Origin of the sequence: Pseudomonas sp. W2Jun17 (assembly GCF_023127795.1) — a bacterium.
Lineage (GTDB): Bacteria > Pseudomonadota > Gammaproteobacteria > Pseudomonadales > Pseudomonadaceae > Aquipseudomonas > Aquipseudomonas synxantha_A.
Genome location: NZ_SPKO01000029.1, coordinates 11,879 through 38,491 on the forward strand (window position 1 = coordinate 11,879; position 26,613 = coordinate 38,491).

General features: G+C 60.4%; 22 protein-coding genes. 1 reads left to right on the forward strand and 21 read right to left on the reverse strand.

The genetic code is table 11. The features are described from left to right. Window positions 1-36: 36 nt before the first annotated feature. From efeO (E4O98_RS17190) to efeU, 4 genes are read right to left on the reverse strand one after another with little or no spacing between them, the layout of a single operon-like run. Complete coding sequence (efeO, locus tag E4O98_RS17190; protein ID WP_248135764.1) at window positions 37-855, reverse strand: iron uptake system protein EfeO; 819 nt, start codon at window positions 853-855, stop codon at window positions 37-39. Between the two features lie 24 nt (window positions 856-879). Further along, window positions 880-2,184, reverse strand: coding sequence for an iron uptake transporter deferrochelatase/peroxidase subunit (efeB, locus tag E4O98_RS17195; RefSeq protein ID WP_228309844.1), 1,305 nt, complete (start codon window positions 2,182-2,184; stop codon window positions 880-882). Between the two features lie 13 nt (window positions 2,185-2,197). Further along, a complete protein-coding gene (gene efeO / locus E4O98_RS17200; RefSeq protein WP_248135765.1) occupies window positions 2,198-3,400 on the reverse strand; it encodes an iron uptake system protein EfeO in 1,203 nt (400 codons plus the stop codon). Between the two features lie 10 nt (window positions 3,401-3,410). Further along, window positions 3,411-4,256, reverse strand: coding sequence for an iron uptake transporter permease EfeU (gene efeU, locus E4O98_RS17205; RefSeq protein ID WP_223018258.1), 846 nt, complete (start codon window positions 4,254-4,256; stop codon window positions 3,411-3,413). Window positions 4,257-4,424: 168 nt separating this feature from the next. Between efeU and E4O98_RS17210 the strand changes: the two genes are divergently transcribed. Further along, window positions 4,425-5,444: an AraC family transcriptional regulator gene (locus tag E4O98_RS17210; RefSeq protein ID WP_248135766.1), complete on the forward strand. Its 1,020-nt coding sequence runs from the start codon at window positions 4,425-4,427 to the stop codon at window positions 5,442-5,444. 720 nt (window positions 5,445-6,164) lie between these two features. Here E4O98_RS17210 and E4O98_RS17215 read toward each other — a convergent pair. The 17 genes from E4O98_RS17215 to E4O98_RS17295 form a co-directional block, all read right to left on the reverse strand. Continuing rightward, the gene (locus E4O98_RS17215) at window positions 6,165-6,689 is read right to left on the reverse strand and encodes a hypothetical protein (protein WP_078821409.1); all 525 of its coding nucleotides are present in this window, start codon (window positions 6,687-6,689) and stop codon (window positions 6,165-6,167) included. 279 nt (window positions 6,690-6,968) lie between these two features. Continuing rightward, complete coding sequence (locus E4O98_RS17220; protein WP_216091321.1) at window positions 6,969-8,384, reverse strand: TolC family protein; 1,416 nt, start codon at window positions 8,382-8,384, stop codon at window positions 6,969-6,971. Further along, window positions 8,381-11,560 carry an efflux RND transporter permease subunit gene (locus E4O98_RS17225; RefSeq protein ID WP_248135767.1) on the reverse strand — a complete coding sequence of 1,060 codons (3,180 nt, stop codon included), beginning with the start codon at window positions 11,558-11,560 and terminating at the stop codon, window positions 8,381-8,383. Before E4O98_RS17225 ends, E4O98_RS17220 begins: the two co-directional genes overlap by 4 nt. 15 nt (window positions 11,561-11,575) lie before the next feature. Continuing rightward, on the reverse strand, window positions 11,576-12,817 hold the full coding sequence (gene mexE, locus E4O98_RS17230; protein ID WP_078821430.1) for a multidrug efflux RND transporter periplasmic adaptor subunit MexE: 1,242 nt from the start codon (window positions 12,815-12,817) through the stop codon (window positions 11,576-11,578). A 178-nt stretch (window positions 12,818-12,995) separates the two neighbouring features. Continuing rightward, complete coding sequence (locus tag E4O98_RS17235) at window positions 12,996-13,892, reverse strand: LysR substrate-binding domain-containing protein (RefSeq protein WP_032875145.1); 897 nt, start codon at window positions 13,890-13,892, stop codon at window positions 12,996-12,998. Between the two features lie 85 nt (window positions 13,893-13,977). Then, window positions 13,978-15,321, reverse strand: a complete 1,344-nt coding sequence (locus tag E4O98_RS17240) for a TolC family outer membrane protein (protein ID WP_248135768.1) — start codon at window positions 15,319-15,321, stop codon at window positions 13,978-13,980. A 22-nt stretch (window positions 15,322-15,343) separates the two neighbouring features. Further along, window positions 15,344-16,861 (reverse strand): DHA2 family efflux MFS transporter permease subunit, encoded by a 1,518-nt coding sequence (locus E4O98_RS17245; protein WP_148853193.1) that lies wholly within the window; start codon window positions 16,859-16,861, stop codon window positions 15,344-15,346. Continuing rightward, a complete protein-coding gene (locus E4O98_RS17250; protein WP_032875154.1) occupies window positions 16,858-17,925 on the reverse strand; it encodes an HlyD family secretion protein in 1,068 nt (355 codons plus the stop codon). Before E4O98_RS17250 ends, E4O98_RS17245 begins: the two co-directional genes overlap by 4 nt. A 29-nt stretch (window positions 17,926-17,954) precedes the next feature. Beyond that, window positions 17,955-18,770 carry a DUF3050 domain-containing protein gene (locus tag E4O98_RS17255; protein ID WP_032875157.1) on the reverse strand — a complete coding sequence of 272 codons (816 nt, stop codon included), beginning with the start codon at window positions 18,768-18,770 and terminating at the stop codon, window positions 17,955-17,957. Window positions 18,771-18,816: 46 nt separating this feature from the next. Next, window positions 18,817-19,776, reverse strand: a complete 960-nt coding sequence (locus E4O98_RS17260; protein WP_032875159.1) for a fatty acid desaturase — start codon at window positions 19,774-19,776, stop codon at window positions 18,817-18,819. A 10-nt stretch (window positions 19,777-19,786) separates the two neighbouring features. Further along, window positions 19,787-20,614, reverse strand: a complete 828-nt coding sequence (locus tag E4O98_RS17265; RefSeq protein WP_032875162.1) for an SDR family NAD(P)-dependent oxidoreductase — start codon at window positions 20,612-20,614, stop codon at window positions 19,787-19,789. After that, window positions 20,611-21,753, reverse strand: a complete 1,143-nt coding sequence (locus E4O98_RS17270; protein WP_032875165.1) for an acyl-CoA dehydrogenase family protein — start codon at window positions 21,751-21,753, stop codon at window positions 20,611-20,613. The genes E4O98_RS17265 and E4O98_RS17270 overlap by 4 nt, the downstream gene beginning before the upstream one ends. Window positions 21,754-21,756: 3 nt before the next feature. Further along, window positions 21,757-22,200, reverse strand: a complete 444-nt coding sequence (locus E4O98_RS17275) for an SRPBCC family protein (RefSeq protein ID WP_032875168.1) — start codon at window positions 22,198-22,200, stop codon at window positions 21,757-21,759. Between the two features lie 15 nt (window positions 22,201-22,215). Then, a complete protein-coding gene (locus E4O98_RS17280; RefSeq protein WP_248135769.1) occupies window positions 22,216-23,475 on the reverse strand; it encodes an aminotransferase class III-fold pyridoxal phosphate-dependent enzyme in 1,260 nt (419 codons plus the stop codon). Beyond that, entirely contained in the window at window positions 23,472-24,536 is a 1,065-nt protein-coding gene (locus E4O98_RS17285) for an SDR family oxidoreductase (RefSeq protein ID WP_348984634.1), read from the reverse strand. The genes E4O98_RS17280 and E4O98_RS17285 overlap by 4 nt, the downstream gene beginning before the upstream one ends. 182 nt (window positions 24,537-24,718) lie before the next feature. After that, the gene (locus E4O98_RS17290; RefSeq protein WP_032875173.1) at window positions 24,719-25,447 is read right to left on the reverse strand and encodes an AraC family transcriptional regulator; all 729 of its coding nucleotides are present in this window, start codon (window positions 25,445-25,447) and stop codon (window positions 24,719-24,721) included. Between the two features lie 132 nt (window positions 25,448-25,579). Beyond that, window positions 25,580-26,494 (reverse strand): LysR family transcriptional regulator, encoded by a 915-nt coding sequence (locus tag E4O98_RS17295; RefSeq protein WP_078821402.1) that lies wholly within the window; start codon window positions 26,492-26,494, stop codon window positions 25,580-25,582. Window positions 26,495-26,613 lie beyond the last annotated feature (119 nt).

Below are 26,613 nucleotides of genomic sequence, written 5' to 3' on the forward strand. Positions count from 1 at the left end.
TCAACAGGGCCTGGATGTTTTTTTTGCCGGTAGCCTTTAATTCAAACCCAGCTTGCCGCGCAGCATCGACAAGTCTTCAGCCAGGGTGTTGACCGGGCCTACCAGGGCCTTGCGGTCGTTGTCCTTGACCTTGTCGTAGGTTTCAAAGCCGCCATCCTGGGTCTTGTACTTGGCCAGGATCTTGTCCACGGTGGCGAAGTTTTTATCGACCTTGGCCAGGAACGCCTGGTCCTGCTGCCCGATCTGGCCACGGAACAAATCGACGATTTTCTTCGCACCGTCGATGTTGCCCTGGAAGTCATACAGGTCGGTATGGCTGTAGCGGTCTTCTTCGCCGGAGATCTTGGTGGCAGCGACTTCCTCCAGCAGCGCCGCAGCGCCGCCGACGACTTTTTCCGGCGGGAAGGTCAGGCCATCGACCCGCGTCTTGAGATCGTTCACATCGGTATTGAGCTTGGCGGTCAGTGCTTCCAGGCCCTTGGTCGAGTTTTGCGCGAACAGCGCGTATTCAATCCGGTGAAAACCGGTGAAGTCTTCGGCCGTTACACCTTTTTCATGGTCATCGACACGCGAATCGATGGACGCGTCGAGGTCGCTGAACAGCTCGGCGATCGGCTCGATGGCCTCATAGTGCACGCGGGTCCGCGCATAGAGCTTCTTGGCGGTGGCCAGGTCACCTTTATTGATGGCGTTGGTAAACGCCTGGGTCTGGGTGACCAGTTCGCCGATTTCCTCGGTAACGTAGATCTTGTAGTCCGATACCGGGCCTACCAGGTCGAGCGGCGCGGTAGCGGCGAAGGCAGCCAGCGGCGCAAGGCTCATTAACAACGACAACGCGATAGACGACTTCTTCATGGGGGCATTCCGCTCTGGTGTGTTTCAGGTCTTGGCAGGGGGGGTTGAGTGGGTTGCAGCAAGCAGCGTGCGCCCGATGAAATCCTCAGGGCCGGTGACGCCGGGCAAGGTGAAGAAATACCCGCCGCCGACCGGCTTGAGGTATTCCTCCAGCGGTTCGCCGTTGAGCCGCGTTTGCACGCTGATAAAGCCTTTCTCCAGGTCAGCCTGATAGCAGATGAACAATAGGCCCATGTCCAGCTGACCGTTTTTGTTGACGCCGTTGGAGTAGTTGAACGGCCGCCGCAGGATCAGGTTGGCCTGGGTCTGCGGGGTGCGCGGGTTGGCCAGGCGGATGTGCGCATCAAGCTTGGTCAACTTGCCATGCGGGTCTTTGCTGTAGTCCGGCACCTGGGTTTCATGCTGGCCATCCATGGGGGCGCCGGTGGGTTTGACGCGGCCGATGATGCTTTCCTGTTCTTGCAGTGGGGTGCGATCCCAGCGCTCGACAAAGTTGCGGATGATACGCACGGCCTGGTAACTGCCATGGGCCGCCCAGGCGGGTTCGTCGCTGCTCGGTTGCACCCAGACGATCTGGTCCATGGCCTTGGCATCGTTGGAGTCGGGGTTGGCCGAACCGTCGCGAAAACCCAGGAAGTTACGCGCACTCTGCGCCGGTTCGCCGGGCTTGGCCGGGGCCTGGGGCGGCACGCTGCCTTCTTGTTTCCAGCGCACCAGCAGCAAGTCAGGCAGGTTTTTCACGATATCGCGCAGGGCGTGGATGTTGGTATCGGGCGTGTTGGAACTGAACTGCAGGCTCAGGTCGCCGTGGCACTGCGCCGGCTCCAGTGCATCGTTGGGGAAACCCACCATGCGGATCAGGCGCTTGGGCTTGACGGCACTGAGGCCGAAGCGCTCATCGAACAACGATTCGCCGATCGACACGGTGATGGTCAGGTTATCTGGGGTAACCACCGGGCCAAGGATGCCGGAGTCGGTGGGTGGCAGTTTCGGGTCGACCTGCGGCACGGTGCCGCCGCTCATCAGGAACGCGATACGCTCGTTCAGGGTGCGGAACAAACGTTCGAGGTCCTCGCGGTCGCTGGCCAGTACGTCGAAGGCCACCACCATGCCGCAGGCCGGGCGCGGGGTGACAATGCCGCTCTGATGCTGACCGAAAAAAGCCTGGTGGTCGTGGGTCTTGTCGCTGCGCGGAGCGCTGGTGACTTGCTCGGCCGCTGCGGCCATGGCCGGGCAGGTCAAGGTGCTGCCGGCGATGACCGCGCCGGTGGCCGCCATGCCCAGCAGGACGCGGCGACGCGCAAGGTTTAGCTGTTCTGAATCACTCATGTATGCGTTCGTCTCACTGCAGGCCGGAAAGGCCAAGGGCGGGGTCGATTCCATCGAGTGCGGCGGCCAGTGCCTTGGCCTTGTCGGCGATCTGCTGGCGCTGATCGGCGGTGATGCTGTCGTACGTGCTATAGGTATTGCCGACTTTGAATGCAGCGAGTTCGGCGTCGAAGGCATTCAGCGCGCTGTCGATATCGGGCAGCAAGCCGGCTGCGGACTTGCCCAGCAGCGGGCGCATCAAGTCGACCACTTTACGAGCGACGTCCAGGTTGGCGGCAAAGCCGTTCAGATCGATATGGCTGTAGCGCTCCTCTTCACCACTGCGGGCACGTACATCCGCCAGGCTGTTGAGGTTGCGTACCACAATGCTCACCAGTTGCTCTGGGGGCAGCGATTGCGCCAGCAACTGTTGCTTGAGCTTGGTTACGTCGGCCACCAGGCGTTGCGCGACCGGCGCCAGGCCGTCGAGACTGTGTTGCTGGAACAGGCTGTATTCGAGGCGATGGAAGCCGCTGAAGGCCGGGTCCTGCTCGCGCTTTTCAAAGTAGTCGGCGCGGGCGTTGATTGCGTTATCCAATTCGGCCAGGCGTTGAGAGGCAGGCGCCAGGCGCTGATACGCCTCACGGGCCGGCACATACAGGGCCTGCGCCTGGGCCAGATCACCGGCGTCGATAGCCTGTTGCAGCGCCGTCACCGCCTTGATCAGTGCACCGCTCTGGCCGCTCAAGTACACACGGAACTCCGACAACGGGCCGATAAACGCCACCATCGACGGCTTGGCCTTGGCCTGGGCGTCGGACTCCGTGGTGGGGGTGACATGCAAGGTGCCACGCGGGTTGCTCAACAGGCCACAGGTGATGGCGTAGTCACCGGGCAACAGGTTGGCGTTGATCACCTGGCTCAGGCCAGGGGCAATGTTTTCCCGTTCCTCGACCACCAGCACACCGTCGAGGATTTCCCACTCCACCGCACGGTCGGAGCGGTTGATGATACGAAAGCTTGCGCGCCCGGCCGGCACGGTGAGGGCGCTGGGCTCGCAGGCGTGGCTGTGAATCGTGACTGCGATTTCATTGTGGTTGGTCTGGCGCTTGGTCGCGGCCAATTGCGAGGCGTAGTAGAACAGGCCACCGGCGGCGATCATCACCACCACCGAGCCGGCCACACCCCAGCGCAAGGCGCGGGATGGCGGGGCCGATTGAGGGGTTGGGTTGGACAAGAGACGGTCCTTACTGGCTGGAAACGGAAGAAGTCGTGGCGACAGGCTTGGCGGGGGCCGAGGGCAGGAAGAACATCACCAGGGCCACCACCAGGTAAATCACATAGGCACCCAGGGTGCTGACGGTCGGCGCCTCCTGATAACCGAACATGCCGGCCAGTACCGAGCCCAACGGGCTATCCACGGGCAGCGCAGCGCTGAAATCGAACAGCACGGTTTGCCAGTGGTTCCACACACCGGCCTCATGCAGGGCTTGCACCGAATTGGCGAGAATGCCGGCCGCCACCACCAGGATGAACAGGCCGGTCCAGCGGAAAAACGCGCCGAGGTTCAGGCGCATGCTGCCGGAATAGATGAGGAAACCGACGACGATGGCCAGGATCAGGCCGAGCAGGGCACCTATCGGCGCGCCCGGGCCTTCGCTCTGCTGGAACACGGCCAACAGGAAAAATACCGTCTCCAGGCCTTCGCGGGCCACGGCGAAAAACACCATGGCGATCAACGCGATCACTTGGTTCCTGGAGCCGGTCAGGGCGAGGTCAAGGGATTCGTGCAGGGTATGCTTGATCGAACGCGCCACCTTGCGCATCCAGAACACCATGGAACTGAGGATGCCCACTGCGACAAGCCCTACGATCCCTTCGAACAATTCCTGCTGCTTTTGCGGAAATTCCGCACTGACCAGTTCCAGACCGCCGCCCACCAGCAACGCCAGGGCCGCGGCCAGGAATACGCCAATCCACACCGCAGGCATCCATTGGCCACGCCCGGTCTGTTGCAGGTAACTGGCGATGATGCCAACGATCAAGGCGGCTTCAATGCCTTCGCGCAGCATGATTAAAAAAGGAACGAGCATCGGGCACCAGGGCGTAACTAGTTAGGAAGCTAAGTTGTAACATAATGATACTCATTGCTAAACAAGAAATATTGACCTTTGCTGAACGAGGGCTGAACAGTGGTGGCGAAGCGCGACCGCCCTTATGATGCAGGCCACCTGGTTTGCAGTCGGATAACTCAACATCCCATGTCGGAAAAAGACACCATCTCCATCCACCTTGTGCGCGAAGCGCTGTTGCAGAGCTGTGCGCCTGGTGCGGCCACTGTCGAGGCATTGAGCAAAGTCGGGATTGACCCTGCGTTGCTTGAGCAGCCCCATGCCCGTGTCCCGGCCACGGCCTATGCGCGCCTCTGGCGTTTGCTGGCGCGGCGCAGGGATGACGAGTTTTTTGGCATGGACCCGCGTGCACTCAAATCCGGTAGCCTGGCGTTTCTGTGTCGCGCCGCCATGGCGCAACCGAGCTTGGCGGCGGGCCTGGAAACCGGCCTGGGGTTTCTGTCGTTGATGCTGGAGCACATGCCAGGCCAGTTGGTTCGCCAACAGAGCCTGGCGGAGATCGTCCTGCTCGAACCCGATGAGCCCAAGCGTGCGTTCACGTATTTCACTTATTGGATGATCGTCCACGGCGTTGCGTGCTGGCTGGCGGGGCGTCGCATCCCGATCCTGGCCATTGAGCTGCGTTGCGCGCAGCCGGACTTCTGTGACGATTACCAGGTAATGTTTTCCGACAACCTGCGCTTTGATCGACCCCGTACCCGCATGATCTTTTCTGCCGACTGCCTGGACCTGCCGATCAAACGCAGTCAGCAGGAGCTCCAACGTTTTCTGGCCCATGCACCCGCTAACATCCTGGTCAAATACCGCGACCCTGAAAGCCTCGCCACGCGCATCAAGCACGACCTTCGGCAGATGCCTCCCGACACTTGGCCGGAAACGGAGGGCCTTGCCGCCAGGCTATGTATTTCTGCGTCCACCCTGCGTCGGCGCCTGGCGGAAGAGGGGCAGACTTATCAGGGCCTCAAAGACAGTGTGCGCAAAGAACTGGCGATTGTGTGGTTGGCTGAACCGCAGATCAGCTTTGCCGAGATTGCCACGCGGCTGGGGTTTGCCGATGCGAGTTCGTTCTACAAGGCGTTTCGCAAGTGGGCGGGGTCGAATCCGGGGCATTATCGGAGTTTGATTTTGAGCGACTCGAGTCGGTTCTAACCTTCGTTATGCGCAAGTAAGACATTTCTTACTCATTCCTTCACCCCAGTATGACAGAACGCTCCTTCGATATTTTAGGACGCGGCCGGCATATTTGGCGCTTGATTTCGTGCACTGTAAGCAACGTGTTCCTATCCATGTTTTCGGGCACTTAATGTCTGCTTGGTGAACATTGAACTTCGCGTACTGGGATCCGTGGTTTTATCGTGGAGTGCGCTTATGGGCAAATAAAGTGATCAGCTGCTTTCAAATGAATTATTTATTGATTTGAGGTGAGATTATGAAAGGTCTTATTGCGTTGCCGTGTCTTGCGTTAATGCTTTTGTCTGCTCAGGTGTCTGCCTTGTGTCTGTATATAACTGATAGCTATAGCGGGCTTTTGCAGCCAGGCGTGGAAACGGCAGTTTATGGTCCGTTCACAATAACGTCGGCTAATGGGTGTGCTGGTGCGACCATTGATGTTTCTGCTTCCACAAGCGGTGGGGGGAGGGCGCCGCAGTTGATAATTCAAAAGCAGACCGGGGCTTCCTGGGGAGATGTTGCTGGAACCTTTGGAAGTAGTACGTCCTTCTCAGGTGTGTTTGGAACCTATCGAGTCGTCATGATTAATTCTGGTTCGGAGGTGCAATCTTACTCTGGCACCGCACGATACGGTCGCTGAGTCGTTAAGCTAAACAGTGCGCCACGAGGTTATTGGCGCACTATTTGCGAGCATCTGAATCAAGCTTTTTCATCTATGGATAAAGCCGTATTGGAAGAGTTTACAAAATAGACCAGTGCCCCCATGGCGTGATTAGCTGCAACCATTCCCTGCCGCCATCTCAACGTATGCTCGTTTGCGGTTGCAGGGTTGTCTTCCAGGAATTCACTGTACTCCACCAGTCGCTCATTAAATAAGGCAATTGCGTTGAATTTTACGTGCGTCTCTGTTGGAACACCTTTCGCATCGGTATGCAAATTACCACCTATGAACATTCTGAATGCATAGATATCAATCATTTCGTGCTCAAATAGTGTGCGCCCTACTTTTCTTAGGTCATCTGAACTTATGGACGTCATGTCATAATCTTTCAAATAAGCCTTCAGCTGGGTGATTTGATTGTTATCATTGAGCTGTAGGGTGTCAGCTGCCACCTTCTTCTCTGTAATTGTGAATGCATTCATTGTCTGCTCTGGATTTTTGATCGCGAACGCATTGGTTGCCTTGGTATACCGCATCTGTTCAGCAGTCAACAAGATAGCCATGTCCCTTCCTCCATTAGTAAGTGACACTTCGTTGTCGACGCATGTGCGTATTACTTTAATGGCGCGTGGCGTCTGAAATGTGAGTTGGTTGTGAGGCATTAAAACCTGACGGCGAGGTACAGCGCGGGACTAGGACATTACCTACGAAGGCCTTCTTATTTGACTTACAGAAGTTACTTTCAACATTTTAGGAAGTCCCGGCAAAAAAAAGCCCCGCGACCGAATGGATCGCAGGGCTAAAAATTGGCTGGATGCGACCAACCAAAGGAGCTCTTTACCTCACTTGCTGCTGGCCACCACAGTATCCGGCTGCCAGCCACCCCCTAAGGCCTTGTAGATCGCCACAATGCCGCGATACAGATCCACTTCGGCCTGGGCCTGGGAGTCCTCTGCGGCCAGGCGTTCGCGCTGGGCGTCGAGCAGTACCAGGAAGTCCACGGTGCCTTCGCGGTAGCGGATCGCGGCGAGGTCGGCGGCGGCGCGGCTGGATTCGCTTTGGCGGATCAGAGACACCAGGCGTTGCTGACGCTTGCCGTAATCGCTGAAGGCGTTCTCGGACTCTTCCAGGGCCAGCAGCACTTGCTGCTCGTAGGTTGCCAGGGCGCCGTCGGCCTCGGCATTCGCACCGCGCAAACGCGCACGCACACTGCCCAGGTCAAACGCGGCCCAGGTAATGCTTGGGCCCAGGGACCAGGCATTCGCTGCAGCCGAGCCGATCTGCGAACCACGTCCGGCGGTAAAGCCGAGGAAGCCGCTGAGGCTGACCCGTGGGAACAGGTCGGCCTTGGCCACGCCGATACGCGCGGTGGCGGCGGCCAGCTTGCGTTCGGCGCTTAGGATGTCCGGGCGCCGTTGCAGCAATTGCCCCGGGTCGCCAATCGGCAGGGCCTTGGCGATTGCCGGCAGGTCTTTGGGGCTCAGGTCCACGCTCAGCTTGTCGGGACGCTGGCCGAGGAGGGTGGCGATGCGATTGCGCTCGCGCACTTGTTCGGCTTGCAGCTGCGGCACGCTGGCTTCCACCGCCGCCAGGCGTGCGTCGGCACGCTCGACGTCGAGTTGATCACCCACGCCGGCATCGCGCAGGCTGACGGTGATGGTGCGTGATTCTTGCTGGTTCTTCAGGTTGTCCAGGGCGATGCGTTCACGCAGTTGCGCCCCGCGCAGTTGGCCATAGGCATCCACCAGTTCAGCGATCATGGTGACTTGCAGTTGGTACAGGTCGGCTTCGGCCACCTGTTGGTCAGCGTCGCTGGCTTCCAGGTTGCGGCGGATGCGCCCGAACAAATCCACTTCCCAGGCCATGTCCAGGCCCAGGTCATAGCGCTCGCTGTTGACACGCTTGGTAGTCTGGCCGGGAATCTGGCCCTTGCCCACATCGCTGCTGGCGCGGGAGGTGACCACTGGCATGATGTCGTTGGCCGCGTCGTCACGGATAGCCCGTGCTGCCCGCAGGCGGGCAAAGGCTACGCGCAAATCACGGTTGCCGCTCAGCGACTGGGTTACCAGCTGGTTGAGCGTCGGGTCTTCGAACTGCTGCCACCAGATGCCTTCGTACTTGGCATGGTCGTAGCTTTTGCTGTCGGCGGCGGCCGTGATGTTGGCCGCCTCCAGTTGCTGGGTCTTGTAGTCCGGGCCTACGGCACAGGCGGCGAGCGCCAGTACCAGCAAGCTCGGCAGGAATACTTTCACACTCATTGCTGTGTCTCCAGCTTCAAGGCCTTGGCCGCTTTGCGCGCTTCCTGGCGCTCAACATAGCGACGGATCAGTACGTAGAACACTGGCGTCAGCAACAGACCGAAGAAGGTCACACCAATCATCCCGGAGAACACCGCCACACCCATGGCATGGCGCATCTCGGCACCCGCACCGCTGGACAATACCAACGGCACCACACCCATGATGAACGCGAACGAGGTCATCAGGATCGGCCGCAGACGCAGGCGGCAGGCTTCCAGTACCGCGGCCAGCGGGTCGAGGCCCTCCGCTTGTTTATCCTTGGCAAACTCGACGATCAGGATCGCGTTCTTGCAGGCCAGGCCCACCAGTACGATCAGGCCGATCTGGGTGAAGATGTTGTTGTCGCCGCCCGAGATGATCACACCGGTAATGGCCGACAGCAGCGTCATCGGTACGATCAGGATCACCGCCAGCGGCAGGCTCCAGCTTTCGTATTGGGCGGCCAGTACCAGGAACGCCAGCAGCACGCAGAGCGGGAACACGAACAGCGCGGTATTGCCCGAGAGGATTTGCTGATAGGTCAGGTCAGTCCACTCGTAGGTCATGCCGTTGGGCAGTTCATCCTTCAACAGCTTTTCAATCGCAGCCTGGGCCTGGCCGGAGCTGTAGCCCGGTGCGGCGTTGCCGTTGATTTCAGCGGTGATAAAGCCGTTGTAGTGCATCACGCGGTCCGGGCCCGAGGTGTCGCTGACCTTGATAAAGGTCGCCAGGGGGATCATCTCGCCTTTGTTGTTGCGCACTTTCAGCTGGCCGATCTGGTCGGAGTCCTGACGGAACTGCTGCTCGGCCTGCACGTTGACCTGGTAGGTACGCCCGAAGCGGTTGAAGTCGTTGGCATACAACGAACCCAGGTAGACCTGCAGCGTGTCGAAGATGTCGCTGATCGCCACGCCGTGGGTCTTGGCCTTTTCGCGGTCGATGGCGGCGTCGACTTGCGGCACGTTCACTGTGTAGCTGGTGAACAGGCCGAACAGTTCAGGCACGCTGTGACTCTTGGCAATCACGTTCTGGACTTCTTTGTACAGCTCGTCATAGCCGAGGTTGCCACGGTCTTCGATCTGCAGGCGAACCCCGCCGATGGTGCCCAGGCCCTGTACCGGCGGCGGCGGGAAGATCGCCATGTACGCTTCTTCAATGTTGGCGTATTGGCCATTCAACGCCCCGGCAATAGCCCCGGCCGACATGCTCGCGTCTTTACGCTCATCGAAGGGCTTCAAGGTCACAAACACGATGCCGCTGTTCGGGCTGTTGGTGAAGCCGTTGATCGACAGGCCCGGGAAGGCAATCGCGGCCTCCACGCCGGGCTGTTTAAGGGCGATCTCCGACATGCGCTTCATCACGTTTTCGGTGCGGTCCAGGCTTGCAGCGTCGGGCAGTTGGGCGAAGGCCACCAGGTATTGCTTGTCCTGGGCCGGTACGAAACCGGTCGGGGTGTGAGCAAACCCGAAGAACGTCAGCACCATCAGCCCGGCGTACACGAACAGGGCAATACCACTGCCGCGAATCACTCGGCGTACGGTACCCACGTAGCCATGGCTGGCCTTTTCGAAAAAGCGGTTGAAGGGACGGAACAGCCAGCCACCGAAGAGCTTGTCGAGGAACTTCGAGAAGCGATCCTTCGGCGCATCGTGACCGCGCAACAACACGGCGGCCAGGGCAGGGGACAGCGTCAGCGAGTTAAACGCCGAGATCACGGTCGAGATCGCGATGGTCAACGCGAACTGCTTGTAGAACTGCCCGGTCAAGCCACTGATAAAAGCGGCTGGAATGAACACCGCACACAGCACCAGCGCTGTAGCGATGATCGGGCCGGTAACTTCGCTCATGGCTTTTTCGGTGGCCGGGAACGGCTCCAGACCCAGTTCGATATTGCGCTCGACGTTCTCCACCACCACGATCGCGTCATCCACCACGATACCGATGGCCAGTACCAGGCCGAACAATGACAGGGCGTTGAGCGAGAATCCGAACAGGTGCATCACCGCAAACGTACCGATCAAGGATACCGGCACCGCCACCAACGGAATGATCGAGGCGCGCCAGGTCTGCAGGAACAGAATCACCACCAGCACCACAAGGATCAGCGCTTCGAACAGTGTGTGCACCACCGCTTCGATAGAGCCGCGTACAAAAATGGTCGGGTCATAGGCAATGCGGTAATCCATGCCCGCCGGGAAACTCTTTTTCAGCTCGGCCATCTTGCTGCGCACATCGTTGGAGATGTCGATGGCATTGGAGCCGGGGCGCTGGAAGATCGGAATCGCAACGGCCGGCTGGTTATCGATCAACGAGCGCAGCGCGTATTGGCTGGAGCCCAGCTCGACCCGGGCGATGTCTTTGAGGCGCGTGATTTCACCGTTGGCGCCGGCACGAATCACGATGTTCTCGAACTCTTCCTCGGTGACCAGGCGGCCTTGGGTATTGACCGACAACTGGAAGCTGGTGTCACTCGGCGCAGGCTGAGCGCCCAGGGCACCGGCAGCCACCTGGCGGTTCTGCTCGCGGATCGCCGTGACCACATCGGTAGCGGTCAGGTTGCGCGAGGCGGTCTTGTTCGGATCCAGCCAAACACGCAGGGAGTAGTCACCCATGCCGAACAGCTGCACATCGCCGACGCCACCCAAACGGGCCAGTTCGTCCTTGATGTTGAGGATCGCGTAGTTGGACAGGTACAGCATGTCGTAACGCTGATCCGGGGAGGTCAAGTGCACCACCATGGTCAGGTCGGGGGAAGCCTTGTCCACGGTGATACCGATGCGTGTCACTTCCTCAGGCAGCTTTGGCTGAGTCCGCGTCACACGGTTTTGCACTTGCACCTGTGCGTTGTCCAGGTCGGTGCCCAGGGCGAAGGTGATAGTCAGGGTCAGCTTACCGTCGGCGGTGGACTGCGAGGACATGTACAGCATGTTCTCGACACCCGTGATGGCCTGCTCCAGCGGTGCGGCCACGGTTTCGCCGATGACTTTGGGGTTGGCACCCGGGAAGTTGGCGCGTACCACCACAGTCGGCGGCACTACTTCCGGGTATTCGCTGATCGGCAGTTGGAACAGCGAGATTGCACCCGCGATCAGGATCAACAGCGACAGCACCGCTGCGAAGATCGGCCGCGAGATGAAGAACTTGGAAAAATTCATCTTGAGTCTTATCCCTTAACCGCGTGGAGTCGCAGTGCTGGCGAGCTTGGGCGCGGTCGTTTCCGGCGCCACTTGCTCCAGGTTGCTGGCTTCAAGCGCTTGTCGTTGTTGGGCCAAGGCGGCGAGGGTTTCCTTGCTGGCCATCGGAATGGTTTCCGGCGCGACCGGTGAGCCGGGGCGCACACGCTGCAGGCCCTTGACGATCACGGTGTCGTCCTTGGTCAGGCCGCTGCGTACGATGCGCAAGCCTTCGATCTTGGGCCCCAATTCCACCGCGCGGTAAGCCGGCTTGTCGCCGTCCATCACCAGCACAAACTTCTTGCCCAGGTCGGTACCGACGGCTTCGTCGTTGATCAGCACGGCGGAGTAGGTGCCGCTGCCGACCAGCTTCAAGCGCGCATACAGGCCAGGGGTGTATTCGCCCTTGCTGTTGTCAAACACCGCACGGCCACGGATGGTGCCGGTGGACGGGTTGACCTGGTTGTCGACGAAGTTCATCTGGCCCAGGTGCGGGTTGCCGGTTTCGTTGGACAGGCCCAGATACACCGGGGTGGTTGCGCCGCGACGGCCTTCACGGGCCAGTTCGGTGTACTTGAGGAACACACGCTCGTCGGCGTCGAAGTAGGCGTAGACCTTGTCGGTGGACACCACACTGGTCAGCGCAGTGGTGTCGGCGGTCACCAGGTTGCCGGCGGTGATTTCGGCACGGCTGACGCGGCCGCTGATCGGTGAAGTGACACGGGTAAAGCTCAAGTTCAGGCGGGCCAGGTCCAACTGCGCCTGGATCCCGGCCATGGCGGCGCGGGCCTCCTGGGCGGCGGTGGTGCGCGAGTCGGCCAGTTCAGCGGAGATCGCATTGCTCTGGCGCAGGCGTTCGCCGCGTTGCGCTTCGTTTTCGCTGCGGGTGGCGGCGGCTTTGGTCTGAGCCAACTGGGCTTCCAGGCGGCGCACTTCGGCCTGGAACGGGCGCGGGTCGATCTGGAACAGCAGGTCGCCTTTCTTGACCAAAGCGCCTTCAGTAAAAGCGACTTGGTCAATCTGGCCGGACACCCGAGGACGAATTTGCACGGTTTCCGGGGCTTCCAGCCGTCCGGTAAATTCGTCCCACTCGTTGACCGGCTGTTCCAGTACCTTGGCCACGCTGACCTTGGCTGGGGGCATGGCGGCCGCTTGTTCGGGAGACTTGCCGCACGCGCTCATCACCACCACGGCCAGAATCGCCAGGGGGAAGCGCAAAAGTTTGAGTGACTGTTCCATGAGGTGCATCCGCCAATGTATTTGAGATGGGCGGATCATGCGCGGCGGGGTGCTATGTCACGAATCGAATGAAGCAAAGGTAACTATCATTCGGAATGATATAAGAGGGGAGTCAGCCCTCTAGCATGGGGGTTTCGTTAGGGAGCTATCAATAGCCTTGATGACAAAAGACTGTTGCCTAAGGTGCATCGAATGCTTCACCCAGAAAATCGATCAAGGCGCGCACCGACGGCATCAGCCCGCGCCGGGATGGAAATACCGCCGTGATAACGCCTTGCACGGGCTGCCACTCAGGCAGCAAGACAACCAGACGCCCCTCGGCGACATCCTCCTTGACCACCACCCATGGCAGGTTGGCGATGCCTACTCCCGCCAGTGTCGCGTTTTTCAAAGTCGGCACATCATCGCTGACCAGGCGCGGCGTGTGCTGGATCTGCGTCGTCGCGCCATCCTGGCCGGTCAGCTCCCACACGTACTGAATCATCAGGTTGCCCCAGTGCACGGTGGGCAGCCCGGCAAGGTCGGCGGGTTGCGAGGGCAGGGCATAGTCCTGCAAAAAAGCCGCACTCGCCACCAGCACCTGCGTACTTTTACCGAGCAGTTTCATCACCAGTTCACTGCTTTCCAGGGGTGGGAAACACAGGCTCAAGGCAAGGTCATAACCCTCGGCAATCACATCGACCTTACGGTTGAAGCTCTTCACATTCAGTTCGACGTTGCCGCATTGCGCCATGAATTGAGCCAGCATCGGCGCCACCCAATAGTTGAGCAGCGCGGTGGTGCAACTCAGGCGAATCAAGCCGCGAGGTTCTGATTTGTTGAAGGCCACCACATCTTCTGCCGACTCGGCCTCGGCAATCATCGCCACACAATGTCGATAATAAGCCTGGCCGATATCGGTAACCTGGAACTGGCGCGTCGAACGCTGTATCAGCCGCGCTCCAAGCCTTGCCTCAAGCTGACCGACCCTGCGACTCAGGGTCGACTTGGGCAGGTTCAACGCTCGACCCGCCGCCGCAAAGCCGCCGTGCTCGACCACCTTGGCGTAAAGGAAGAGTTCGTTCAGGTCGAACATGGGCAGTGTTCCATTTTTGAGATGCCCCCAGCTTAATCCAACTCAGGCCCTACGTTGAGCGAATGTCAGCGCTTTCATCCGTGCGTCAGTTCAGTGTACGGCTGACCTCACGCAGGCGCGCGTCGCTCAGGTTGCCGGTGGACGCCAACAGGTGCAACTGGGCCATCAGGATCGCATAGCGTTGTTGGGCTAGGCGTTGTTGGGTATCGGTGACTTTCTGTTGCGCATCCAGTACGTCGGTGTTGATGCGGGAACCGGCTTCGAAGCCGTGGGTCACGGCGGCGAGGTTGATCTGGCTGGAGTTCAAGGCCTGCTTGAGTGCCTGATATTGGCTCATGCCGTTGGTGACTTGCAGGTAGGCCTGACGGGCCTTCATCCCGGCGTTGCGGCGTGCGTCTTCGACTTCGTCCGCTGCCTTGCTTTGCAGTGCATGGGCTTCGCGCACGCGACTGCTGGTGCGGCCACCGCTGTAGAGCGGAACGCTCAGTTTGACCCCGACCACGGTCTGGTTATAGCGATTTTCCGGTAACGTCACATCGTATACATCACCGCCGACAGAGGCGAAGCGGCCATGGGCGGCGATCAGATCGAGGGTGGGCAAATGGCCGGCCCGTTCCTTGTCGATGTCCATTTCGGCCAGGCGCTGGGCAATCTGCGCCGCCTGTACGGCAAGGTTGCCCTGTTGCGCGGTCGTGGCCCAATCATCGATGGCAGCGGGCACCGGGGCACTGAACTGCGGCTCTTTGCCTGACCACGGCCCCACCTGTGCGGCAGTCAATTGGGTGAGTGTTTCGTTGGCGATGTCCAATGCACCACGGGCGGCAATCTGTTCGGCGAATGCCTGGTCGTATTTGGCCTGAACCTGCGCGAGCGCGTTAGCGGTGGTAGCCCCGTCGGCCAGCAGTCGCTGGCTGCGCGTCTGGCTCTGGCGCAGGGTTTGTAGCTGTTGTGTGCGGGTGCTCAACAGTTCCTGATTGAGCAGCACGTCGAAATAAGCGCGGGCAACGCGCAGCATCAGCGCTTGGCGCGCCTGTTCAGTGTGCAGTTCACTGGCACTGATCAACAGTTTGCTTTGGTCGTGGGCGATCACATTCTGCCAACGCAGCAGCGGCTGTGTGAGGACCACCGCGTAGGCGTTGGTGTTATTGCGATTGCGATGATAATCGGAAGAGTCCTCGGCATCGACCCAGGCCGCGCCGCCGGTGACAGACAGGTCTGGCAGCAGGTTGGCACGGCTTTGCGGTTCCTTTTCTGCCGTGGCCAATTGCTGGGCCTGTGCGGCGGCGAACTGCATGTCGTGGGTCAGTGCCTTCTGGTACAGGTGGTACAAGTCATTTGCCGATACCTGGGTGGGCGCGCAGGCGAGTGCCAGCCAATACAGAGGCATGAGCAGCGGGGTGGTGTTGAGATGCAAACCTGGAATACGCAAGGGGTGTGCTCCACTGAAAGATTTATCGACTGATGTGGCTTCTGCGCATCATCAGCACCATGGGAATACCAATGGCCATTACCGCTCCCAAGGTGCCGAACAGCATGCTGAACGCCAGCATTTGCCCTTGTTCGCGCGCTTGCAGGTAAGGCATCAGGGCCAGGGCTTGTTGATGGCTCGCCAGGCCCAGGGAAAGAAACAGCGGGTCGGTTTCCACACCTCCCCAGCCGCTGGCAACCAGACTCGATTCGGTGACATGTTCGGAAAGCAGGCGGTAGCGTTCCCACGAGAACCGTGTGAGCAGGGTGGCTGCGATGGCGATACCCACGCTGCCCCCCAACTGGCGCATCAGGTTGAGCACGCCCGAAGCACCGGAGATCAATGTCAGCGGCAGGCGGCGCATCGCCAGGTTGGTCAGCGGCACAAAGATCATGCCCAGGCCCAGGCCGCGGATCACCAAGGGCCAGTACAGCGTGTCCGGGTTACTGTCGAGGGTGAACTGGGTGTGCAGGAACATGGCATAGCAGTACATGACGATGCCCAGCGTGACGAACACGCGCTCGTCGATCTTGTTTTCCTGGGACAGCTTGCCGATCACCAAGGTGCTGATGGCGCTGGCCACTGCCCCGGGGAAAATCACCAGCCCGCTCTGGTAAGCGCTCTGCGCCAGTAAGGTCTGCAAGAACAGCGGCACCATGAACAACGTGCTGTACAGCCCGAAGCCCACACAAAATGCACAGATGCATCCCATCAGGAACTCGCGATTCTGGAACAGTGCGACGTTGACGATTGGGTTGGCCACACGCCGCTCCCACCAGAAGAAGCCCACCAGGCTGAAGCTGCTGAGCAACAGGCAGGCTACGGTCCAGTTGGACGCCATCCAGTCCCAGTGTTCGCCGCGCTCCAGCAGGATCTGCAGGCTGCCGACGCCCAGAGCCAGCAAGCAGAAGCCGCTGTAGTCGACGCTGGAAGGTTTTTGTTCGTTGGGCGAGTCGTTGATACACAGCCAGCACAGCAACAAGGCCACGGCACCGATCGGCAAGTTGATCAAGAAGATCCAGTGCCACGACAAGGTGTCGATCAGGTAGCCGCCGACGGTCGGGCCGAGGGTTGGCCCCATCATCACCCCCACGCCGTACAACGCCATGCCGCTGCTGACTTTTTCCTTGGGGAACACGTCGTAGATGATGGCCTGGGAAATGCCCAGCAACCCGCCGCCCGCCAGGCCTTGCAGCACCCGAAACGCGACCAGTTGCCAGAGTTCGGCAGACATCGCGCAACCCAACGATGCCAGTACGAACAGCGCAGTAGAGACCAGGTAATAAGTACGCCGGCCGAACCACGCCGATAGCCAGCCACTGACCGGAAGAATCACCACGTTGGCCACCACATAACCGGTGGAGACCCAGGAGATTTCATCCACCGACGCCCCGTAGGTGCCCATCAGACTGGGAATCGCGACGTTGACGATGGTGACATCGAGCAGCTCCATCATCGAGACCAGCGTGACGGTAAACGCAATCAGGTAGGGCGACCTCATAGCGTCTGGCCGGCGTCGTCAGGTGCGGCCACTTCGACGAACGCGCTCATGCCCGGGCTCAACAGCGACTTGTAGTCATCCGGCACAGCGTTGAGCGCGATGCGCACCTGCACGCGCTGCACCACTTTGGTGAAGTTGCCCGTGGCATTCTCCTGGGGCAGCAATGAGAATTTCGCCCCGGTGGCCGGTGCCAGGCTTTCGACGACGCCGTCGAAGGCGTGCCCGGGGAAGGCGTCCACGGTAACTCGGGCGTTCTGGCCGACGCGCACGCGGCCCACCTGGGTCTCCTTGAAGTTGGCGGTAATCCACAGCGGTTCGGTGGCGATCAGGCTCATGAGCTTTTGGCCGGCGACCACAAACTGGCCAGGCTCCACTTCTTTTTTCGAGACAATGCTGCGCAACGGCGCGGTCTGGCGGGTGTCGTTGAGCTGGATCCTGGATTGTTCCAGCTCAGCTTGCGCGGCCGCGATCCGATAGTCCTGCACCTTGAGTTCGGCCTTGTTGGCCAAGGTGCTTTGGGCCGCGGCCTGGGCGTTGCTGCGCGCTACCCCCTGGGCATGGCTGAGGGCATCGAAACGCGCCTTGGCCACTTCCTGGTCCTGGGTGCTCAGCACGCCTTGAGCGCCGAGGCGACGGGCACGCTGGTAGTCGTTACGCGCTTGCTCAAGGTTGGCGCTCGCTTGAGCCAGGGCCGCTTGCGCGGCCTCGCGCATGGCCACTGCACCGAGCACCTGGCTGTCCAGCGCCCCCGGCACGCCTGCGCGCCCGGCGGCGGCGAGCAGCGCTTGCCACTGTGCTTCGCGCTGCTGCAGCTGGTAGCGGTATTCACTGTCGCGGATCTGAAACAGCAGGTCGCCGCTTTGTACCGTGACGTTGTCCACCACCGGCACACTGATCACCACGCCCGAGAGCTTGGCCCGTACCGGGATGATCACCCCGTCGAGTTCGGCGTTGTCGGTACTCACGTAGGTGCTGGAATACTGCCAGCGCTGCCAGCCCAGTATCAGCAACCCGCCGACCACGACGCCGCACAGCGTCAGTTTTATCAACTTGCCTTTGGTCATGTGGTACTCCCTGTCGATGCACGTTGAGGTCAAGCAGGCTCAGAAACGGTGTGGACCTCCCGCGCAGGACGGCTCACCGTCGGCTGAGCCTTGTCCAGCAGGAACTGATGCACGCCATTCCACAGGTCAATCCGTGAGTTGATTGCGGTTTTCGCACTCTCGACCATGTGCAGGTGTTGCGCGGGGCTGGTGACGATTTCGGCGATGATGCGTTTGGCCGCCGGGCCGTGATCGTCACCATCCATCTCGATGTGGCGCTTCAAGTAATACGTGAGCATCGGTACCTCGCTTTCACTGACCGACCATTGCGACAGCAGGCGACCAAACATGTCGGGGATAATGTCTTCACGCCCGAAGAAGAAGTACGCCAGGACCGCTTCGGTGCTGCCGTGTTGCGCAATATCGAGGGTCTGGCACATGAACACTTTGGCCGCCGTTGGAATCTCTCCGTGGTTGAGCGCCTTGGCCAGCGGAACCTTGGCCTGGATAGCGGCCAGGAAGCGGCGGAATACGCTGCTGTCGGCGCCGATTTCATCCATGGCCGCGAGGTACAGGTCCAGGTGGCTGATAAAACCGCCCTCGGGATGCTCGTCGGTCTCTTCACCGACCACGATTTCGTTGATCAGGCGGGCGGCGGTGATGTGTACCGGCGGTACCCAGGGCAACTCCACGCAGGTGAGGTCGCGCTGGATACGCTTGAGCAAGGTCATGAAGTCCCAGACGGCGAACACGTGAAATTCCATCAGGGTGCGCACGTCTTCTACGGTGCGGATACTGGCGAACAAGGGGTGACTGAACAGCTGCTCGCGCTCGGTTTCAATGTGGCTATCGATATCAAAAGGCATGCGTGCTCCTGCGGCCTGAAGGGTCAGGCAGAAAATCCAGCGGAAATTAAGGGTGTGTGTCGTTTACCGTGTTTGTACGGTAGGGGTGGCGCCCGGTGGCATACCGGAAAGACCGCACGAAGTGCTTTTCCAGCAGGTATTGCCGGTTTTCGTACCACCCCGCGTCCAGCAGTTGACGGTGTACCTTGGGCAGTCGCCAGCAAGGCACCGCGGGGTAAAAATGATGTTCCAGGTGAAAGTTCGAACCCGCGTGCAGCCAGGTGTTGAGGCGCGAAGTGCGTGAACGCGCTGGCGGCAAGTGCGGGCCTGCGTCGAAAGCATGTTCTTGATAGGCATTGACCGCCGACAGCATGAACGCCACCGCCAGGCTCAAGGAAAACCCCAGCAGCAACCCGTCGATGAGCCACATGGCCAGCCCATAAAGGCTGAGCCATACAACCTGACAGGCGATATTGCAGCGCGCCAGCCATTGCACCTGGGCTGAACTCAACGGCAGCGCCGAGGGATTGCCCAATGGCCCGAACGCCAGGCGCCAGGTGGTCTGCAGATAACGCAGGGTGGCGATCAAGCGCGACAGGGTGATGCGGCTTACCAGTGTGTGGTAACGCGAAAAGAGCCGGTAGTCCGGGTCCTTCGTGCTGTTGCTGTAACGGTGGTGTTGCCAATGGTCTACAAAGTAACCGGTCACACAGAACCCCGGCAGCAGCGAACTGGTGGCAATGCCCAGGTAGCAACTGCGCATGGGGTTCGCACTCAGGTTGAAGTGGAAACCTTCATGCCCAAGGATCGCTTGCAGAAATAACCCGTATCCCGCCAATACCACCAACGGCAAACACACCAGCGTCCACAGGGTGGAAGCTGTGGTCGTCACCCACACAAACAGTGCCAGTGGCAACAGGTACAGGCTCAAGGCGTAGGCGATGATCAGCAAGGACTCCCTCGGCCGGGCCTTGAACAAGGCACGGTCGAGACGGACCTGGGGCTTGGGGTGCAGGTGGCTGGCCATTGGCGACGGCTTACTCGATCAGTTCAGGGTTGAGCACCAGGTGGCCGCCGCGCGTGAGCGTGCGCAGGCGCATGGCGATAAAGCCATCCACCACGCTCGGCACGCTGCGTGCGGTATACATGGCCAGCGTGCCCATGAACGTCAGCCCCCGGTTGCGCAGGCCATTTTTCTGGCAGGCACGTACCAGGCCGTTCGCGGCGGCATCCAGCTTTTCTTCGAGGGACAGCAGGGTCTTGTCACCCCATTTGAAGGTCACCAGGCGTTTGACCGACAGGCCCACACGCTGCGCGGGCAAGTGGATCGCCGTGTCGATGAACCCCGGGTACACCGTGACCACGTCAAGTTCCCCGCGATACTGCATACGCAGCACATCCGAATAAGCGCTCAGCGCACGTTTGCTCGCAGCATAGGCGGCCACGTAGGGTGCATTCACCAGCGCGAACAGTGAGGACACGTTGACCACTTTGCCGCGCTTTCGCAGCAACCCCGGCAGGAACCCCGAAGTCAGTTGCCAAGGCGCGAACAGGTTGACATCCACCGCGCGGGTCACCTCATCGGTGACGCCGGTTTCGCCGCGTTCCAGCGTCAGGGTGCCGGCGTTATTGACCAGAATGTCGATGTCGCCGAAATCGGTGCTGATGGCGCTGATCACGTTGGCCACGGCGTGGCGGTCGCACAGGTCGACTTGATAAAACGCGTCCAGCAGACTGCTGTCTTGCGGTGCGAGGATGTCAAGGCCAATCACGGTGGCGCCCAGTTGCTTGAGTTTGCAGGCCGCTGCGAAACCCAGGCCGCGCGCGGTGCCGGTGATAACAATGGTTTTTCCGAGCAGATTCATGAGTGCGCTCCGGTCATGCTGAAGGTTGATGCGGACAAGTAGGTGTCAAGGTTGGTCGCCATCGAGATCCTGGCCGGTGGATGAAATTGCAGACCGCGGCAGGCCATCAACCCGTTGGAGCTCAGGTTGCTGGTGATGAACGCCATCCCGCCCAACATGGCGTGAGCCTGGTCGGAGAGCTGGGCAAGGCGTTGCTCGATGCCGTAACGCACCAGCAGCAGACGGGCCAGCACGTTAGGCAAGTCCTGTGGGTTGCGCTCGATATCCAGGGCCGCGCCTTCCAGCGCGCTGATCGCCAATTGCAGGTCGGCTGCCAGGTCCACGCGGTGATGCGCGGTCCAGCGGGCGGCGTCTGTGACCGACTCGATCAGGCCGGCGCAGGCACCCACATAGGATGCGCAAATCAACAGTTCGAACCAGATAAAACCCACGGTTTGCACGTCGCCCAGCTGGTGGGTGTAACCGGCGGAAAACACCATGCGCTCGGGCACCAGCACTTCGTTGAGGCGCACTTCGATGCTTTCAGCGCCGGCCAAGGCGCTGTTCTGCCAGAAGGGATTACGGCTGATGCCCGGCGCAGTGGCCGGAATCAATGCGACCATCAGCTCTTCGCCGCCAGGGGTTTGGCGGATATAGCTGGCGGTGAGCAAGTCCATCGACTGTCCGAGGCAGCAGGGCTTCTTGCTGCCGCTGAGTAACACCCCCTCTGGGGTGTGCACCGCTTGCATGGCCGAGTCGAGAATGCCCGCTCCGCTGGTGCCCTCGGCAAACCCCGAAGACAGCAACAAGCGTTTTTGTGCGACGGCAGCCAGCAACAGGCCTTCGGCGCCGCCACCGTTCTGCGTGAGTGCCAATAAGCTCGCCACGGAAAACTGGTGCATGGTGCTGGCCACTGCCAGCGAGGGCGAGCGGGCCCCCAGGGCGATCTGCACATGCACCGCGTCGAGGATATTCGCGCCCAGCCCGCCGGCTTCGCGGTTGACCAGCAAACCCACCGGGCCATGTTGCTTGAACAGGGCGATGACCTCGCTCTGTGGCGCCTCACGCTGGGCCGGAGGAATGGCCGCCAGACGCTCGTCAAAACCAGGGGCGTAGCGTTGAAGCAGATCGCGTGAGCGATTCAGTAACGACAGTGACATGGTTCAGGCCTTCAAGTAGCTCGCCGGAAACAGGCCGGTGATGATCGAGTGAATGTTGTCCCGGATGGCTTGTTTGGCCACAGGGTCGAGCATGTCCGCGAGCATCGGCAGGCCCAGGTCGAAGCGCGATTTGAAGGAGATGATCGCGTCCTTGCCGTCCGGCAAGACGTGCCAGGTGCCGGAGAAGTGATCGACGTCGCCGGCCATCTGCTCGAAATGAATTTCCCGGGTGTCGGCATTGAAGGTGTCACGCTCCTGCCACTTGAGAATGCCGCTGTGGAAGTTGACCTCCCAGGACGTAAACGACACCTGGTCGCTGACCTTGTTGATGCTGATATCGCGCACCGACTCGCAGAGCTCGACGTAATTGCTGAAATCGCTGATCACCGCAAATACTTCATCAGCGCAGGCATGGGGAATATGGGCCTGCACGTTGACTTCTTGCATGGGGGAAAACTCCATTTAAAGGGATGGCATCGAAGTGGTCAGTGCCTGGGTGAAGCCTTCGATCAACCAGTTGCAATCCTGGGCCGTCAGCAATGGCGACGGCGTGAGCCTTATCACCCGGTGATCATTGAGCGAGTGGCACACAATGATGCGCTGCTCGATCAGGGCCATGACCATATTGGCGGCGATTGAGGCCTCGGCGAACTCAAAGCCCAACAGCAAACCCGCACTGCGCAGTTGCACACGTTCGGCCCAACCTCTTTGTTGCAACAGCGCGCTGAAGCGGGCGTGCAGGTCCTGGCCCAGTAACCGGGCACGCGCGACCAGGTCTTCTTGCACCATCACTTGCAGCGTGGCCTGCACGGCCGCCATGGCCAGCGGGTTGGCGCCGAAGGTCGAGGTGTGGACCGTAGGGTTGCGATTGAACGGCGCATAGATCGTGGCGCTGGCGACCATGGCGCTCACCGGTACGCAACCGCCGGACAGGCTTTTACCTACCAGCATGATGTCGGGCACCACCTGTTCCTGGTCACAGCCCCACCAATAGCCGGTGCGGCCCAGGCCAGATTGGATCTCGTCGATAATCAGCACGGCGCCATACTGATTGCACAGCTCGCGCACACGCCTGAGGTAACCCGATGGCGGCAGAATGACTCCCGCTTCGGCCTGGATCGGTTCGAGGATCACGCAGGCCTTGTCCGGCGATGCGCGTAGTTGCTGCTCAAGTGCGACGCTGTCGCCAAACGGCACGAACTCGCTGTCGCTGAGCAACCCATTGAAGGGTTCTCGGTAGCTCTCGCGGCCGGTGACGGCGAGGGCGCCGAGGGTCTTGCCGTGGAACCCCCCGAAGGTCGACAGCGTACGACGGCAACCGTTGAGGCGCGCGAGCTTCAAGCCGGCTTCGGTGGCCTCGGCGCCTGAATTGCAAAAGAACACATAGTCCAGGTCGCCCGGGCACTGCGCCGCCAGGGCGCGTGCGGCAAAGGCCTGTTGCGGGTTGAGCAACAACTTGCTGGCCAAAGCGTTTTGCTGCAGTTGACGGGTAACCGCTTCCACGACAACCGGGTGGCCATGACCGAGGAAAAACACGCCATAGCCGCCTGCATCCAGGTATTGACGACCTTGCTCGTCGTAGATGTAGACGCCACGGCTGGATTGCTCGATCGGCAGGTTCATCAGCGAAGCGAGGCGTGCGTAGCCCGAGTTGACGTGTTGACGCAGGTATTGGTCGACCTGTGCGGCGTCGAGGGTGGGTTCGATGACTATCGGGTTCATGCCACGCTCACTTCTGTGGTCGGTGTCACCGGCTGCTTGAGCATGCGCGTCAGAGCCCCCAGCTTGGGCGCCAGGTGGTTGAGCGACAGCAGCAACTCGCGGCCAACATCACGCTGGCTGAACGCCGGCTCGCCGAGTAACTGCGGCAATGAGGTGGGCAGTGGCGTGCGCAGGCAGGCATAGCGGCACAACTGCGTGGCACGGGTCAGGGCAGCCTGGATATTGCCGCTCAGCGCCGGCAGAAATACCGGGCGAATCAATCGTTCGTAAATATCCGGCGCCATGCAGCGTGGCCGTGTGAAGGGTTGCATCTGGGCTTCCATGGATTGGCACATCAGGTCCAGCAGCCCCGTCAGATCCAGAGCCTGTGGGCCGCTGGTGAGAAAGTAGTCGTCGCCGATCAAACGCTGGTGCAGCGCGTTGGCAATCGCTCGGGCCGCGACGTCACGGGCGATCAGGTCGACATAGCCAGCAGGCGGGCAGGGTACGATGGGCAGTACGCCAGACATCATCAGCCCCATGGTCATATGGAAACCCTGAAAGTTGGGCATATGCCCGGTGCTGGCGTCACCGATAATGATGGACGGACGAAAGATCGACACATCGATGCCAGCCGAGCGCACCAGGGTTTCGGCCTGGCGCTTGGCGACTTCGTATGGCGTTTCCGCTTGCACGCCTTCGTAATAGTCGCAAGGGTGGGTAAAGGCGGTGCTGATGTGATACAGCGGCACCTTGGCTTGCTGCACGAAGGCCACGACGTTTTCGGTGCCGAGGTAGTTCACCGAAAAGATCTGATCGATATCGCCGTCCAGGCGCGTCACTGCCGCGGCGTGGATCACCCAGTCGACACGCTCAACCAGCGCCGCATAAACGTCGCAGGCCAAGCCCAGGTCAGCGCTGCAAATATCACCCTTGAGCACTTCCACTCGGGGATCGCGGATACGGCTTTTGCGCGCCAGGCAGACCAGGTGAAAGTCCTCTGCCAGGCAGTCGATCAGTGACTCACCGAGCACCCCTGAGCCTCCAGTGAGAAGGACGGTTAGTTTTTGCTGTGCTGACATGTAGGGCGCATCCTGCGGATTCATCGAAAGAATTCATGGTGCGTCTCGCCGAATTGCAGGCACAGATGCCCCGGGCGAACACTCTTCTATTCACTTTCGGTGGCGCTGAGGTGCTCTGGGAGGAGGTGATCAGCGCTTAACGTTGTCGCGAATAAGATGCGATCGATATTGGCGTTTTGATATCAGTGCGTCTTGAACGAAACGCTTGTCTTACGCAAAACCTCAGCGGCGGTGCGCGGCGTCATGCCAATCATGCGGCGCATCATGCGAGCCAGATGCGCCTGGTCGGAGAAACCGCCGTCGGCGGCCGCGTCCGATAACGTCGAACCGCCGGCCAGGGATTTGGAGGCCCGTTCCAATTTGTTCCAGATGATCCACTGGGAGAGGGAAACACCCATCTGGTGGGTGGCGACGCAGCGCAACCGGGGGCTGGACAACCCCACCGCCTGGGCAGCGCGACTGACGCAACCTGGGCCGTCGCGGTCCAGGCGCAAAATATTCAGGGCTTTGTGGAGCCTATGGTCGATCGGCGGGGTAATTGCCAGCAAACGCGAGAGGGCATCGACAAAGTGCGACAGGGATGTACTACGGCGAAAGCACGTCAGCAGTTCATCACTGGCCAGGGCGATGCCATCGTCCTGGAGCAACGCATTGAGTGCACGGCCCAACGCCGTGTCCGGGCTGACATATAAAAACGCTACCGGATGACTCTCCGCCACGGCACGGTGTTCGACGTTGGGACCGATGATCACACCTGCCGCACGGAGCACCCTTCCGGGCAACTCAAGGGTGGCGGGGTGACCTACGCCGATGCACAGTTGGATGGCGACATGGGAGTGAGCAGTGTTTTGATCCGCACGGCCAATGTAGCCGGCCCACGAGTCGCCAAAGGTAACGCTGCCATCCCACATTTGAAGTCTTCCTTGACGTGTTGGGTGATTGTTCGACGCGTGCAGGGTAGGCCTGCACAGGTCTGGATTCAAGCGTGGCGCTGGGTCGCTGTCTTTTCGTTGCACAGCGAGTGCATATCAAGCCGACGCTTGCTAGAGGCTATCCGGATCCCCGAAAAACATCTGAATCCGCGACCGCAACCACCGCTCCCCCGGATCATTATCCTGCGACCCCCGCCATGCCATATGCAGCTCAAACGAGCGCACGGGCAGCGGCGGGTCTTCGGCGCGCAACCCTCCCGCCGCGGTCAACGCTTCAGCCGCATAATCCGGCACGGTGGCCAGAATGTCGGTACCCGCCAGCAAGGTGCCAAGCCCGTTGAACTGTGGCACGGCCAGTACTACGTGGCGTTTGCGGTCGAGTTTCTCCAGCTCTTCATCAATAAACCCGCTCAGGTCGCCGGCGAATGACACCAATGCATGGGGGCGTGAGCAGAAGTCGTCCAGGCTCAGCGAGCCGGGCACGCTGTCGGCGCGCAGCAGTTTTGGCAGGCTGCGCCGCAGTACCTTGCGCTTGGCATTGGCCGGCAGGTCGGCGGTGTAACTGACGCCGATGGAGATTTCACCGGAGGCGAGCAGACTGGGCATCAGGATGTAATTGACGCGGCGTACCACCAGCACAATGCCGGGGGCTTCGGAACGCAGGCGTTTGAGCAATTGCGGAAGCAGGGCAAATTCCACGTCATCGGACAGGCCGATGCGGAACACGGCGGTGCTGGTGGCGGGATCGAATTCGGCGGCGCGGCTGACGGCGGTGGAAATCGAGTCCAGGGCCGGGGAGAGCAGGGCGAAGATTTCTACGGCGCGGGCCGAGGGTTCCATGCTGCGCCCGGTGCGCACGAACAGCGGGTCATCGAACAGCCCACGCAGGCGCGACAAGGCCGCGCTGATGGCCGGCTGGCCGAGGAACAATTTCTCGGCCGCGCGGGTCACACTGCGCTCATGCATCAAGGTTTCGAATACGATCAAGAGGTTAAGGTCGACACGACGCAGGTCGTTACGGTTCATCTTGTGTCCTGGAAGAGTCTGCAAACTTGATGTGAGCGGTCACACAGGAACCCATAAGGTCCTATTCAGAAGCATGACCGGCATGAATCTTACGGGGAAAGGCTGGTACTCTGCACCGG